The 13,731-nt window shown below is 48.3% G+C and carries 15 protein-coding genes and 1 pseudogene; 5 read left to right on the forward strand and 11 right to left on the reverse strand.

All coding sequences use genetic code 11. From position 1 onward, the window contains the following. Positions 1-76: 76 nt before the first annotated feature. Entirely contained in the window at positions 77-1,678 is a 1,602-nt protein-coding gene (locus HP570_RS12085; protein ID WP_254495255.1) for an S-layer homology domain-containing protein, read from the forward strand. 75 nt (positions 1,679-1,753) lie between these two features. Here HP570_RS12085 and HP570_RS12090 read toward each other — a convergent pair whose 3' ends face one another. Further along, positions 1,754-1,918 carry a hypothetical protein gene (locus HP570_RS12090; protein WP_012686282.1) on the reverse strand — a complete coding sequence of 55 codons (165 nt, stop codon included), beginning with the start codon at positions 1,916-1,918 and terminating at the stop codon, positions 1,754-1,756. Between the two features lie 130 nt (positions 1,919-2,048). Between HP570_RS12090 and HP570_RS12095 the strand changes: the two genes are divergently transcribed. The 3 genes and pseudogenes from HP570_RS12095 (at position 2,049) to HP570_RS12105 (ending at position 3,125) form a co-directional block, all read left to right on the forward strand. Next, entirely contained in the window at positions 2,049-2,417 is a 369-nt protein-coding gene (locus tag HP570_RS12095) for a hypothetical protein (protein WP_012686281.1), read from the forward strand. A 16-nt stretch (positions 2,418-2,433) separates the two neighbouring features. Continuing rightward, positions 2,434-2,502: pseudogene (locus tag HP570_RS30050) on the forward strand (DUF4025 domain-containing protein); the annotation flags it as partial. Positions 2,503-2,570: 68 nt separating this feature from the next. Continuing rightward, entirely contained in the window at positions 2,571-3,125 is a 555-nt protein-coding gene (locus tag HP570_RS12105) for a spore coat protein (RefSeq protein WP_012686279.1), read from the forward strand. A gap of 93 nt (positions 3,126-3,218) precedes the next feature. Here the strand turns inward: HP570_RS12105 and HP570_RS12110 are convergent, their stop codons facing one another. The 4 genes from HP570_RS12110 to HP570_RS12125 form a co-directional block, all read right to left on the reverse strand. After that, positions 3,219-3,377 (reverse strand): hypothetical protein, encoded by a 159-nt coding sequence (locus tag HP570_RS12110; protein WP_173625928.1) that lies wholly within the window; start codon positions 3,375-3,377, stop codon positions 3,219-3,221. Between the two features lie 153 nt (positions 3,378-3,530). Then, positions 3,531-4,493 carry an L-threonine 3-dehydrogenase gene (locus tag HP570_RS12115; protein ID WP_173625929.1) on the reverse strand — a complete coding sequence of 321 codons (963 nt, stop codon included), beginning with the start codon at positions 4,491-4,493 and terminating at the stop codon, positions 3,531-3,533. Then, on the reverse strand, positions 4,490-5,683 hold the full coding sequence (locus tag HP570_RS12120; protein ID WP_012686276.1) for a glycine C-acetyltransferase: 1,194 nt from the start codon (positions 5,681-5,683) through the stop codon (positions 4,490-4,492). The genes HP570_RS12115 and HP570_RS12120 overlap by 4 nt, the downstream gene beginning before the upstream one ends. A 292-nt stretch (positions 5,684-5,975) precedes the next feature. Beyond that, complete coding sequence (locus HP570_RS12125) at positions 5,976-6,353, reverse strand: (2Fe-2S) ferredoxin domain-containing protein (protein WP_173625930.1); 378 nt, start codon at positions 6,351-6,353, stop codon at positions 5,976-5,978. Between the two features lie 145 nt (positions 6,354-6,498). Between HP570_RS12125 and xerS the strand changes: the two genes are divergently transcribed. Further along, a complete protein-coding gene (xerS, locus tag HP570_RS12130) occupies positions 6,499-7,611 on the forward strand; it encodes a tyrosine recombinase XerS (protein ID WP_173625931.1) in 1,113 nt (370 codons plus the stop codon). 127 nt (positions 7,612-7,738) lie between these two features. Here xerS and HP570_RS12135 read toward each other — a convergent pair whose 3' ends face one another. The 6 genes from HP570_RS12135 to HP570_RS12160 form a co-directional block, all read right to left on the reverse strand. Continuing rightward, positions 7,739-8,551: a transglycosylase domain-containing protein gene (locus HP570_RS12135; protein WP_173625932.1), complete on the reverse strand. Its 813-nt coding sequence runs from the start codon at positions 8,549-8,551 to the stop codon at positions 7,739-7,741. Positions 8,552-8,660: 109 nt separating this feature from the next. Beyond that, positions 8,661-10,244: an AMP-binding protein gene (locus HP570_RS12140; protein WP_173625933.1), complete on the reverse strand. Its 1,584-nt coding sequence runs from the start codon at positions 10,242-10,244 to the stop codon at positions 8,661-8,663. Positions 10,245-10,380: 136 nt separating this feature from the next. Further along, the gene (locus HP570_RS12145; protein ID WP_173625934.1) at positions 10,381-11,379 is read right to left on the reverse strand and encodes a branched-chain amino acid ABC transporter permease; all 999 of its coding nucleotides are present in this window, start codon (positions 11,377-11,379) and stop codon (positions 10,381-10,383) included. A gap of 7 nt (positions 11,380-11,386) precedes the next feature. Further along, entirely contained in the window at positions 11,387-12,247 is an 861-nt protein-coding gene (locus HP570_RS12150) for a branched-chain amino acid ABC transporter permease (RefSeq protein WP_012686268.1), read from the reverse strand. A gap of 27 nt (positions 12,248-12,274) precedes the next feature. Beyond that, entirely contained in the window at positions 12,275-12,976 is a 702-nt protein-coding gene (locus HP570_RS12155) for an ABC transporter ATP-binding protein (RefSeq protein ID WP_173625935.1), read from the reverse strand. Then, positions 12,960-13,730 carry an ABC transporter ATP-binding protein gene (locus HP570_RS12160; RefSeq protein ID WP_173625936.1) on the reverse strand — a complete coding sequence of 257 codons (771 nt, stop codon included), beginning with the start codon at positions 13,728-13,730 and terminating at the stop codon, positions 12,960-12,962. Before HP570_RS12160 ends, HP570_RS12155 begins: the two co-directional genes overlap by 17 nt. Between the last annotated feature and the right edge of the window lies 1 nt (position 13,731).

The raw sequence follows: 13,731 nt of genomic DNA on the forward strand, positions 1-13,731 counted from the left end.
TCGGGCACCCCTGCAAGGTTTCTACCAAAATCTGACCAATGAAAGAATGGTACTCCCTCCTTATACTGGATGTATGATGAAAAAACAAAAGATACATATCTGGTTAGTCTCCTTGGCTTTTCTGGTGTACGGTCTCTCTTTTGCCATCGGAGTCCCAGCATCCACAGCCTCGACGAAAAATTTAAAAGATATCGCAAACAGCTATGCGATAGAGCAAATCCGTTCGCTACAGGCGGCAGGTGTCATCTCCGGCGATGAAAACGGGTACTTTCACCCAACTCGCCCGGTGACGCGTGCTGAGTTTGTCGCGATGCTCACACGAACGCTCGGAATGAAACCGGTGGTCAGCAACGTCGCAGCCTACTCGGATGTTCCGAAAAACTCTTGGGCATACGGGTACGTACAAGCTGCTGCTGGACTTCGCATCGCGAATGGCATCGGTCCTACTTCTTTTGCTCCGAACCAGACGATCTCTCGCGAAGAGGCCGCTGCATTTCTCGTACGCGCACTGGAACAAAGCATTTCGTCTTCTTACCAGTTGTCCGTGAAGGATGCCAATGCGATTTCGAGCTGGGCACGCCCCTCAGTCAGCCACGCCATACAGAAAAATTGGTTGGTTGGCTACAATGGCTACTTCCGCCCTACTCAAGCACTATCGAGAGAAGAAACCGCTGTTATTTTGTATCGAATTCAGGAGAATCTGAAGAAGCAAAACGTTACAGCAAAGTCGCTTGTCTCTCTCGGATGGCAATACCAATCCACGACAGAGGAGTTCATCGCACAAGTCAAGAATAGCGGAGTCAATACACTATCTCCACGTTGGTACTTCCTGCAAAAAGACGGAACGATTAGCGACTCTACGGATACTTCCCTTGTCCAATGGGCACATGCAAATGGCAAGCAGGTGTGGCCGCTTTTCGGGAATAAATTTGATCCTGATGCTACTCACGCCATGCTGTCCGATCCCAATAAACGAAAAGCAGCCGTGCAAAAGCTTTCTTCGTTCATTGATCAATACCACCTAAATGGGATTAACATCGATTTTGAAGGGTTCTCCCCTGCGGATCGCAACAACTTCACCTTGTTTATTCAGGAGCTCGCGACTGCTCTTCACGCAAAAGGCACTGTCCTATCTGTAGATATTCCGCCTGATGGTGATTCAGACTGGAGCGACCCTTTCGATTTTGCCAAATTAGCAAAGTATGCGGATTATTTGGTAGTCATGGCCTATGAAGAGCATTGGGTAGGTGGGTCAGAAGCAGGCTCCGTAGCATCCTTGCCTTGGTTTACGAAAGTCATTACCGATCTGCTTGACGAGGTTCCGACCCAAAAGCTGATCGTCGGAATGCCTCTTTACACGCGCGACTGGTACCAATCGAATGGAACATTGAAGTCAACAGATATCAGCATCCCAGAGTCTTACCAGCTGCTCTCGCAATACAGAGCAAGAACAGTGTGGGACGATAAAGTTGGACAATACCGTTCGACGTATCAAAAGCAAGGCATCACTCACACGATTTGGCTGGAAGAAAGCCGTTCAATTGGGCTCAAGGCTCAGGCTAGTCTGCAATGGCAAGTGGGTGGGCTGGCGTACTGGTACGTTGGCTCTGAATCAACGGATATGTGGGCAGCCATTGCCAATTCGATTACCCTTAAACATGCACGTGAAAAACTGTAAGACTCATGAAAAGAAGCGCCCGCGTCCGGCTATAGCCGTGGCAGAGGCGCTTCTTTTTGGTGTGCTAGGCAATTCTCAATAAGTCCCGGATGAGCCCGCTCCGCCAGGATGCTTGGGCGCTTCGACGACTTCGTCCTTTGACGCTTTTCGGGTCTCAAATAAATCGGTGCTTCCTGCTGCGTGCGTCCCCAGCACTTTCAGTTCTTTATTTTCTACTTCCTGATTGTTTTGTTCAGTCAATATGATCCCTCCCAAATGAAAGTTAGCTGTAGTTTGTCTCCTTTTAACGATTATTAGACAGTCATTAGTGTTCTGCATGGGAATGCCCTCCTTTCTTCATACTGAAAAGGAGCAGAAGGAGGAAAGGTTCTTGCCAGATATTTTGATGAGCCCTGAATTAAAAAGAAAAACAGAAGAAGCTATCCAAGGTCTCACATTCACGAAAAATTTCCGTTCTGCAACAGCCGAGGAATGGTATCTGTTTTTGCCGGGATATCGAGATCCGCAGACAGAAGGGGCTTGCGGGAAAGTATTCATTCATTACGACCTGTTTGGAAATCGGGATGTTTTCATCAACACCACCGTGATTTTCGATGACCCAAAACTGCATGACCCTACTCTGCATCCGCTCGTCTACGCAGTGGTCGATGAGACCGTGAATCGTTTGGTTGGCTATGCCAATACGTTACTTTCGGTACATGCAGGCTTCAATTCGTACTCAGCGGAATACGTGAGTTAGCACCCCTTCGCCTAATGCCCACGAGCAAGGGCTCGCCATTACACACGAACAAGTCAGCGACAATCCTTTCCCCATTTTTTCCTGAATATCCATTGATTCTATACAAACACTATCAAAGGTTGACAGTACCCAATTCGATTACAGGAGGCTATTATGCAACGATTTGCTGCTCATGAGTTTTTGGAAACACAAGAAGCACTCCGCTCCAAACACGCCGCGATTGAAATGCACGGAGTACTTGCCGAGATGGCACAAGACCCGCAATTAACAGGTATCATTAACAGACATCAGCAAATGATTATGAACGCCTACCAGCAAGGGATTAGCCTCTTGCAGGGAAAAGGCTTCAACATTGCACCAGCTCCTATTCAATTGCGTGTAGCACAACCTACAGCAGTAGGTCTTAATAACCCACAGATGGCTGCTCCCAACCCACACCCAACCCGCTTGTCAGATATGACGATTGCTACTCTGATGCTGAACTGGCATAAATCGGGTTCGGCAATTGGCATGCTCTGGGCGGCTGAGTGCGTAGATCCAGGTATCCGGCAATATCATGTAAATGGCGCTAATGCATGCCAGCAAATGGCTTATGAAACCTGGCAATACATGAATGCCAAAGGCTACTACCAAGCTCCACAGCTTGCCGATCACACAATGAACACGATGATTAACGCCTATCAGCCGCAGCAACAAATGCTCCTGTAAGCCTCAATAACCGTCCTTTGTTTGGACGGTTTTCCCTTTGTGTGTACGAGAAAAACCTCCCGGATTCCGGAAGGTTTTGTTTGTTACATGGTGTCAGCTCTCTCGAACCGTCTCCGTATTATTCGACCAGCCCCAGCTTTCTATTGGTCGTTCTTCATTACTACTGTCTTTGTTGTCCTGTATATTTGGGATGACTTGTCCTTCTTCGTCGTGCTTCGAATGGTTGTCCTGCAAGTTTTTTGCTAAATCCATGATTTTCCCCCTCTCTTTTCATAATGTGCCCAGAGAACAGGAAAGGCATTCAAAAGTCTGATAGCGTGCATGTGAACGGACAAACAGAAAATGGCCACCTCTCTCGCATCACGGCACAAGAAGAAGTGGCACATTTTCCTTTTCTCTATTCGTTTATCCGACTTGCTGGAGCAGCTTTCCCCGCAGTTTTGCGAGCATGTCCTCGGTCATTTTGTCCAAGTCGTACTCAGCTTTGAAGCCCCACTCTTGCATGGCAGCCGTAGCATCAATGGAGTTCGGCCAGCTATTGGCAATCGCCTGACGCACAGGGTCGACTTCATAAGAGAGCGTAAACTCAGGGATGTGTTTACGGATCGCTGCTGCTACATCTTCTGGTTCAATGCTCATCGCAGTCACGTTGAACGCGTTGCGGTGGATGAGCTTGGAGGCATCTGCTTCCATCAGGGAAACAATCGCATTCAACGCATCAGGCATATACATCATATCCATGTACGTGCCTTTACCGATGTAGGACGTATACGCTCCATGCTGGATCGCCTTGTAGTAAATATCTACTGCATAGTCAGTCGTACCACCACCCGGAGGCGCTACATACGAGATCAGACCTGGGAAGCGCACGCCGCGCGTATCTACCCCAAATTTTTGATAATAGTAATCGCAGAGTAGCTCACCGGAAACTTTATTTACACCATACATGGTCGTAGGGCGTTGAATCGTGTCCTGCGGTGTGTTGTCCTTCGGTGTAGTCGGACCAAATGCACCAATCGAGCTCGGTGTAAAGAACTGGCAGTTCAACTCACGTGCTGCTTCCAACGCGTTTACCAGCCCGCCCATGTTCAGGTTCCATGCCAAGAGTGGCTTTGCTTCTGCTGTTGCAGACAACAGCGCAGCCAAATGCATGATCGTATCCACGCCATGTTTCTTCGCCAGCTCGAACATCCGGTTTCCGTCTGTGACATCAAGAACTTCGAAGGGTCCAGATTGCACCACAGGATCTTCTTCGTTTTTCCGGATATCTGTAGCGATGACTTGATCCGCTCCGTAAATATCGCGTAGTTTCATGATGAGCTCGGAACCAATTTGTCCTAACGCCCCGGTTACCAGAATTTTTTTCATTTCAGGATCCCCATTTCTTTCCCAACTTTTTCGTAGATGCTAAGGGCACGATCCAGCATTTCCTTGCTATGCGCCGCTGTTGGCATATTCCGTACACGGCCTGTTCCTTTTGGTACAGTCGGGAACACGATCGCTTTCGCGTACACGCCCTCTTCATACAGTCGCTTGCTGAATTCTTGAGTCTGCTGTTCGTCTCCGATAATGCAAGGAGTGATAGGCGTTTCGCTCTCCCCGATATTGAAGCCAAGTTCTTTCAAGCCTTTTTTCAGGTAATGTCCGTTATCCCACAGCTTGTCGTGCAGCTCGGTGCTGTTCATCAAAATATCGATAGCTGCAATGGAAGCAGCCACATCCGCTGGCGTCAGCGAAGTCGAGAACAGGAAAGGTCTGCTGCGTACTTTGAGCCAGTCGATGAGCTCTTGGCGTCCCGCTACATAACCGCCTACTACGCCAATTGCTTTGGAAAGCGTGCCAATTTGGAAGTCGATTTTATCAGACAGGCCAAAATGCTTAACCGTTCCTGCCCCTTTACCGAGAACACCAGAGCCGTGGGCATCGTCTACATACGTAATCAAGTCAAATTCTTCGGCTACCTCGACGATTTCCGGCAGCTTGGCAACATCGCCATCCATTGAAAATACGCCGTCAGTAATGACCATCAGTTTTTTATATTTGCCGGATTCTTTTGCTTCCTTCGCTTTCGCACGCAGGTCATCGATATCGGAGTGGTTCACCCGAATAATTTGTGCACGTGACAGGCGGCATCCATCAATAATGGAAGCGTGGTTCAATTCGTCAGAAAGAATCGCATCGTCCTTGTCCATGACAGCAGAGATCGCAGCCATGTTGCAGTTAAAGCCAGATTGGTAAGCGATTGCAGCTTCCGTATGCTTGAAGGCAGCGAGCTTTTCTTCCAGCTTCACATGCAAGTCCAAGGTTCCGTTAATCGTACGAACAGCCCCTGCCCCTACGCCATATTTGCTTGCTGCTGCAATCGCAGCGTCCACAAGGCGTTGATCAGTAGCCAAGCCCAGATAGTTATTGGAGGAGAGATTGATCAGTTCTTTTCCTGCAATCGTAATGACAGGACCATTTGCGCTTTGCAGTGGATCAATGACGTTGTACAGTCCCTTGCTCTTCAAATCTGCCAGATTTTCATGTAAAAAATGTTCAAGTGTTTTGCTCGCCAACGAGAATCCCTCCATATATTCAGCCATCGATTAGTAACTTCCACAAAAACAATTGTTCACACTGTATGGACATATCATTTTGATAAAATTCGCATAAAATCAACTTAATCTACAGACATTTTACCACCATTTACTTAAAACGTCCATATCACAAAGACATATTGTTAACGCTTTCAATCATTTTCCTTTCGATAATGCCATCTCTCCTACTTTCTCCTTTTGTCGTAAATCGTAGACTCCTGAAAATGAAAAAACCACTCTCTCGCTTCATGAGCAGATCGTGGCCTTTTCCTCATTTTTTTGCCTTTTGTGATTTTAAGATACCGGGCTTGGTGTCTATCGTACGCACAAAACCGTTCGTTTCGAAGCGATGCGTCATCAAGGACTCTACTGGTCTGCCATTTTGAAAATGCTCTTCCACCAACTGCTGTGCATCTTCTGGTGTCACGTTTTCATACCAGATTCCCTCGGGGTACACGATCATCACGCACGCGTCCTCACAGCGTCCGTTGCAACGCGTGCGGGTTGTATGTACGTAGTCATCCAAGCCTGCTTCAGTAATCGCTTCGCGTATCGCTACGGTAACCTCTTCGCCCCCCTTGCGCATACAGCTTCCACCGTTACAAATCAGCACATGATGTTTCGTCTGAGATAAGTCCCATGTTGCCACTATAAATCCACTCCGTTCTTGTCCAACATCGATCCACACTCCCCATCATGACGGTTTCTTGTTCAATTTGCAATTCCCAGAACGTTTGGTTTTTGATAGAATATATGTTCGTATACGATTACAAATAGATGTTGGTGGTGAAAGCATGTCCGTTACCAAACAGCGAGATGCCTTGCAGCTTTTGCAAACAGTGGGCTCCTACCCGTGGTATGTCGAAAAGTTTATTGAGCATAAAAAAGCAAAAAAGAATTCACCCTCCACCTTGCTTGGATACCTGCGCGATTTCTCCTTTTTCTTTCGCTGGATGATGACAGAAGGATTGAGTACTGCGACGGATATGAAGGACATTCCGTTAAGCGATTTGAATGACTTAAGGAAGGAAACGGTAGAAAGCTACATATTATACTTGCAGGAGTCGCATCTGTATGAGCGATCTGCTTTGCTCTCGAACCCTACCAAAAGCGCGAAGAAAGAGTACAGTGACCGTACGATCAGCAGAAAAATATCGAGCCTGAAGTCGCTTTTTCATTACTTGTCCGCCCTCGCCGAGGATGAGAATGGGGAATCGTATTTGACGCGGAATGTACTCGCCAAAATCGAGCTGGAGGTCACGGAGCTGACTCCCCTCGCACGCGCCCACGCCATTCGGGCAAAAATCCTGATAGACGACGAAATCTATCAGTTCGTCGATTTTGTCTACAACGGATATTTGGCTCATTGCGATACGGAAAAAAAGAAGCAGTATCACATGCAAAACCGCGACCGGGATACTGCCTTGATCGCGATGATTCTCTCCGGTGGCTTCCGCGTGTCAGAGATCGTCAGTCTCGATCTATCCGACATTATTATGGAAAAAAACCAGTTGAAATTGATTCGCAAAGGAAAGAAAGAGGACGCTCCCTTTTTCAGTGACTGGGGCAAAGAGTACTTGGCCAAATACTTGCAGCTGCGTGACAAATACAATCCCGAACCGCAAGAGGACGCTGTTTTTCTCGCTGTCTCCCCTGCCAATCCGAATGGGCATCGGATTGAAGTGCGTTCTGTCCAAAAGCTGGTCAAAAAGTACGCCAAGGCATTCGGCATTCCCGATTTGTCTGTCCATAAGCTTCGCCACAGCTTTGCTACACAGTTTCTACGTTTGAACCCTGACCCTCATCAGCTCCAAGCGCAACTGGGGCACTCCAAAATCGAAACGACCATGCAGTATGCCCATGTATTGGAAGATGCTTTGGGCAAGGCTGTGAACCGAACGACATAAGAAGCGCTCTGTATCCCCGCCGCTGTTCCACCATCAGGCAACCGGCCATGTGAAATCCATGCTTCGCTTCTTCTATTCCATAGCAAAAATCCCCTGCCATCCAGACAGGGGATTCTATCACATTCGTTTATTTCGCTGCGCGTTTGGCAGTAGGAACAACGGATATATGCTCGTTCTTAGCCAATGTACTTTCGCTTTGATCGATCACGGCCAATTCGTTCATCCGATTCAGTACAACCTCCTGCCGTTCTTTGGCTCTGTCCCAGTTCTTTACCGGTGAGTAACGCTCTGGTCCTTTCGGCAAAGAAGCTAGCATGGCCGCTTCTCCTAATGTTACTGCTCGATTTCCTGTTTCATTTGCTTTTTTTCCGAAGTAAAAGGGAACAGCCTCGCCAATTCCGTATTTTCCGTGCCCGAAGTAAATGACGTTGAGGTACATCTCGAGCAGTTCTTTTTTGCTGTATCGCTGCTCTAATTGTAACGCGATCGCGACTTCCTTTACTTTTCTAGTCATGGTTTTGTCGTTTGTGAGAAACAGGTTCCGCGCCAACTGCATGGTGATTGTACTTCCGCCCTGCACGTAGGCACCTTCCTTGACATCGACCCAGATCGCTCGGCTCAATCCAATCGGGTCCACTCCTGGATGCTGCATAAACCGATGATCCTCTATTGCAACGAATGCCTTCCACACATAATCAGGCATTTCGTCCAGCTTTACATAACTGTTGGATTGCTGTACAGCAACCAGCTTTTTTTCATCTATCCATATATTCCCTGTCCACGCAAGCACGAGCGGCGCCAGAATAGCTGCCATCATGATCACGAGAAAACTGATACGCAGTCGTTTTTTCCAACGAACACCGAGTTTCTTAAGCTTGGGCATGCTCGCCGCTTCATACAAGTCGGTGTTTCTTCCTAATGGGATTGGAAGGTGGTTCATGCTGCATTCCCCCTTGCCTTGCTTCTACTCACATTGTAGGGGATGCACGCATTTCGTCCCATCGAATCCACTTACAGCAATCTTACATTTTCGTAAGACAAACGATTCCCTATAAATGCTGATTTTGCTGTGCCTCCTGCTGCCGCAGCTCGATCCGTCTGATTTTACCGGAGGTCGTTTTCGGCAGTTCTTGTACAAACTCGATTTTGCGCGGGTATTTATACGGCGCAGTTAATTGCTTGACATGGTTTTGCAATTCCATGATCATCTCTTCGGATGGCTCATTCCCTTTTTTCAGGATGACAAACGCTTTTACCACATGACCACGCTCCGGATCAGGACTGGCAACCGCCGCACATTCCGCTACCGCCGCATGCTTCACCAGCGCATCCTCGACCTCAAACGGACCAATCGTATATCCACCTGAGATGATAATGTCATCGGAACGTCCTTCGAACCAGATGTAGCCATCTTCGTCCATGCGGCCCTGATCACCCGTCACGTACCAGTCACCCCGAAAAGCTCTGGCAGTGCGCCCCGGATCATCCAGATAGCCTTTGAATAGCGCCACCATATGGCGATCAATGGCAATATCGCCTACTTTGCCTACTGGCAGCTCCGCTCCTTCTTCGTCAATAATGGCGATTCTTACAACTGGCGATGGCTTGCCCATTGAACCTGGCCTTGGCTCCATGCCGACAAAGGTACCCACCAGTAAAGTGTTCTCTGTCTGTCCGTATCCATCTCGCACGGTCAACTGGAAGACGCGGCGGAATGTGTCGATCACTTCCCGATTGAGCGGTTCACCAGCCGAACATGCGGAGCGCAGGGCGGACAGCTTGTATTGTTCTAAATCCGTTACTTTTGCCATGATTCTGTACTCGGTTGGCGTCGCACACAAAACAGACACTGGGTAATTTTGCAGAATCGTCAAATAATTTTCCGCAGAGAACTTTCCTTTATAGACAAACGCGGTCGCTCCCAGCCCTAATGTAGAGACAAACGGGCTCCAGATCCACTTGGCCCAACCAGGCCCAGCCGTTGCCCAAACCACATCACCTTCGCGAACGTCTAGCCACTGTGTAGCCGCCACAGCCAAATGCGCAAACGGCCAACCGTGAACATGCATAACCCCTTTTGGTCCCCCAGTCGTCCCTGAAGTATAAGACAGGAAGGCCAGCTCATCCGACTTCGTGTTTACTACCTCAAATTCTGTGGCCTGCCCCTGGAGCAACCCCCCAAGCGAAATCCACCCTTCTTTTTCTTCGCCCGTCGTGATGTAGTGTTGCAGGGTAGAACAGTTGCCTCTCGTCAGATCAACCTCACTCATTGCTCCCGCGAAACTGATCACTGCCTTTACTTTTGCATGATTGATCCGGTACTCGATATCTTTGGAACGCAGCATCTCAGACCCTGGCAAAATCACAGCCCCTAGCTTCAGTAGTGCCAAATAGAGACCGTAAGCCAATGTTCCTCGGGAAACCAGAACGAGTACCCGATCTCCATGCCCGATTCCAATGGACCCTAGTCCATTCGCAATTTTATTTGAATATTGGCGCAAATCTTCGTACGTAAGGACATGCTCCTGGCCTTGCTCATCTAACTCCCAAACCGCACGTCTCTCTGGATGTTTTTTTGACCATTCGTCCACCTGGGCTGCGAAATTATAGTTCACTGGCATGTTTAATTCCATAGCACATCTCCACCTTTTCTAAGATTGATGAATTATAATTCGACATCACTATAATTCTCACCTTTTTCTTTCGACAAAAATGGGACAAAAAAAGGCCAACCTTTTCCATCGGTTGACCTCCCTTCTTTCATCCCTATCACTCTACTGGCTCTATGATCGTCGCAGCCTGCACGGAACGCTGCTTTCTTTTTTCCTTCCACTCTTGAAAGCTGCCGACAATTCCGCTCGGAAAGCAGAGCACGACCAAAATATAGAGCAAGCCAAGGAATATGACCCATCTCTCGAATATCGGGTGAAGCTTTGCCAACTCAGTCAATCCGTGATGCGCCAGCTCTACGATCCCCGACCCCAAAATAGAGCCAAATAGCGTTCCCAGCCCACCGATCATGCTCATCAAGAGTGCATCCAGTGTCGTTTCAATTGAAAACACTTGGGTGTTTACGAATCGCAGCATGACCGCGTACAAGCCCCCACTAATCGCTGCAACCACTCCAGCGACAATGCTGACGATTACCTTATAATGAAGAATTTGATAGCCTAACGCTTCCGCGCGTTGTTCATTTTGACCGATGGCTTTCAGTACCTTGCCGAGTGGAGAGCGCGTAAACGCCCGCAAGATGACGAACAGCATGACCATTAGGAACAGGCATACATAGTAAAAGGACAAACGATCCCGCAACAGCTCAGGCACCGGGAAGGTGAAGCCATCTCCCCCCATCGTCAGCGAGCGCCATTTCTCTGCCAATACGAATAGCAGCTGGGAAATCGCCAAGGTCAGCATCGCATAAAAATGACTTTTCAAGCGCAAGGATAGCATCCCGATCACATAGCTGAGAATCCCAGATAGCATGATGGCAACGAGTACACCAAGTAAGAAATAGCCGATCGACGCGTCAAAGTTTTTCAGGAATAAAGACACAGAGTACGCACCTATACCGAAAAACATACAGTGTCCAAATGAGACGATCCCCGTATAGCCGAGTAACAAATCAAAGCTCATCGCAAAAATCGCAAAGATAAAGATTTGGGTGAACAAGATGTACAGGCTTCGCGAGTCTGAAAGAAACGGCAAAACCGCTAAAGACAAAAACACAAAGAGGATAAAACGATGATTCAACAATCCGGATGTAGTCAACGCATGATCACCCCTTCGCTCCAAACAGGCCGGATGGTTTGATAAGCAGCACTGCCAGCATCAGCAGCATGTTCACTGCCAGTGAAAGCTCTGGAACGAAGTAAGCCATAAACGAGCCAAGCACCCCTACTAAAAGCGCCGCAATCATAGAGCCTTGAACGCTTCCCATCCCACCGACAATGACGACGATGAATGCCAGAATCGCATACTGCATACCCATTTCCGCAAAAATTACCCCCGAATACGGGGCTAGCAGACTTCCTCCCAGCGCAGCCATGCCTGCCCCCAGCAAAAAGACGAAAGTAAACACTTGTTTAATATTGATGCCGAGTGCCTGCACCATTTCCTTATCGATGACGCCCGCTCGGACGATCAAGCCTAGTCTCGTTCTTGTCAATAGCAGGTGCAACCCGACGTACACAGCTATTCCCACTGCGATGACAAACAAGCGATACGTAATTAGTATGATGTCGCCAAGCTCGATGCTCCCTTGCAAATAATCTGGTAAGCCTGCCCGTATGGGATTGGGGCTCCAAAACACCTTGAGCAATTCACTGATCACGAGCATTCCGCCCAATGTCACAAGCAGTTGCTGAATATGATCACCATACACGGGACGGATCAGAACTCGCTCTAGCACGAAACCGAGCAGCATCCCGATGACGGCAGCACCTACGATGGCCAGAAGAAAGCTATCGGTCACTCCGAAAAGCCATACACCAGCAAAGGCTCCCCAGGCAAACAATCCGCCGTGGGCAAAGTTCAACACACTCATTAAGCCAAAGATCAACGTGAGCCCGGAAGCGAGCAAGAAAATGAGTGTGCCTGTCGCCAGTCCATTTACAAGCAAATTTATCGCGACATCCATTTCATCCTCCCCCTCCCTGTCATACGCTCATGCAATACCCAAATATTTTTGTCGCGTATCTGCATCATCCTTCAACTCCTGCATCGCGCCACTGCGGACAATTTTCCCTTCATCCATCAAGTAGTACTGCTCGCCAATCATGCTCGCCATCATAAAGTTTTGTTCAACTAATAGCACGGTCGTTTTCTCTTTCATCGATTCGATGTGGAACATGAGTTTTTCAACCATGATGGGTGCAAGCCCCTTGCTCGGTTCGTCTATTAACAAGAGTCCGCTGCTGTTCACGTAAGCTCGTGCAATCGCAAGCATTTGTTTTTGACCACCGCTTAAGTGCCCACTTTTCTTTTTCCAGTAGTGATGCAGGTCTGGAAAAAGATCGAGCATCCACGCCAGCTTTTCTTTTTGTTCGTCGTCATTTTTTTGCATGGCGAGCCGGAACGTCTCTTCTACCGTAAAATCATGAAAAATCCCTTGATTCTCGGGCACATACCCAATCCCTTTACGTGCGATGGAATAGGTCGGCAAATGTCCGATTTCTTCTCCTCGATAGCGAATTTGGCCATGACGGATCGGGGTAAGCCCCATAATGGAACGAAGCGTCGTTGTTTTGCCAGCGCCGTTTCGCCCAAACAGGACAGTAATACTACCTGCTTGCACAGAGAGCGAGACACCCTGCAAGATGTGAAACTGGTCGAGGTACGTTTCAATCTGATCAAGTTGCAGCATCATGCTTATACAACCCTCCCAAGTAGGCAGATTGCACCTGTTCATTTCGCATCATGTCAGTCGGGGTTCCCTCAGCCAATAGCTCTCCATGAAACAGAACGACCATGTGATCGGAGAGTGATTTGACCATGTCCATCTTGTGTTCGATGAGGATGATCGTGCACGAATTGCTTTCCTTTATGGATTCGATCACCCTCAATACAGCCGGGACTTCCTCCAGCGAAATCCCCGCCGTCGGTTCATCGAGTAAAAGAACATCCGGACGCAGTCCAAGTAGCATGGCCAGCTCCAGCTTTCGTTTTTCCCCATGCGCCAGTAGGCTTGCCAGCACATCTGCCTTTTTCTCCAGCAATACCAGATGCAGCAATCGTTCAACTTCCTCAGCCTGTCGCATCTGATCTGCCTGGGAAATCCATAGACGAAACCGAACTCCCTGTGAAGCTTGCACGGCTAATCGAATATTTTCCCGCACCGTTAGCTTGGGAAATAAGTTTGTCAATTGAAACGATCGTCCAATACCCAATCTCGCTCGTGCTGCTGGGGGCAAGTGTGTAATTTCTTGACCCTTGTACTTGATCGTTCCTTGCGAGGGAGTAAGCTGTCCGCTTAACAAGTTAAACAGCGTCGTCTTTCCAGCTCCATTCGGTCCAATGATCGAAGTAAATCGCTGCTTCGGTATGCGTAGCGATACCTTGTTTATGACTGTTTGCTCCCCGAATGCTACGCTTGCGTCAACCGTTTCCAACAAGTAACTCATC

Source organism: Brevibacillus sp. RS1.1, assembly GCF_013284365.1.
Taxonomy (GTDB): domain Bacteria; phylum Bacillota; class Bacilli; order Brevibacillales; family Brevibacillaceae; genus Brevibacillus; species Brevibacillus brevis_D.

Bases quoted from the DNA above. Each gene is read 5' to 3' on its own strand.
- HP570_RS12085 (WP_254495255.1), top strand. From the start codon at position 77: ATGAAAAAACAAAAGATACATATCTGGTTAGTCTCCTTGGCTTTTCTG.
- HP570_RS12105 (WP_012686279.1), top strand. From the start codon at position 2,571: ATGCAACGATTTGCTGCTCATGAGTTTTTGGAAACACAAGAAGCACTC.
- HP570_RS12110 (WP_173625928.1), bottom strand. From the start codon at position 3,377: ATGGATTTAGCAAAAAACTTGCAGGACAACCATTCGAAGCACGACGAA.
- HP570_RS12115 (WP_173625929.1), bottom strand. From the start codon at position 4,493: ATGAAAAAAATTCTGGTAACCGGGGCGTTAGGACAAATTGGTTCCGAG.
- xerS (WP_173625931.1), top strand. From the start codon at position 6,499: ATGTCCGTTACCAAACAGCGAGATGCCTTGCAGCTTTTGCAAACAGTG.
- HP570_RS12135 (WP_173625932.1), bottom strand. From the start codon at position 8,551: ATGAACCACCTTCCAATCCCATTAGGAAGAAACACCGACTTGTATGAA.
- HP570_RS12140 (WP_173625933.1), bottom strand. From the start codon at position 10,244: ATGGAATTAAACATGCCAGTGAACTATAATTTCGCAGCCCAGGTGGAC.
- HP570_RS12150 (WP_012686268.1), bottom strand. From the start codon at position 12,247: ATGGATGTCGCGATAAATTTGCTTGTAAATGGACTGGCGACAGGCACA.
- HP570_RS12155 (WP_173625935.1), bottom strand. From the start codon at position 12,976: ATGATGCTGCAACTTGATCAGATTGAAACGTACCTCGACCAGTTTCAC.
- HP570_RS12160 (WP_173625936.1), bottom strand. From the start codon at position 13,730: ATGAGTTACTTGTTGGAAACGGTTGACGCAAGCGTAGCATTCGGGGAG.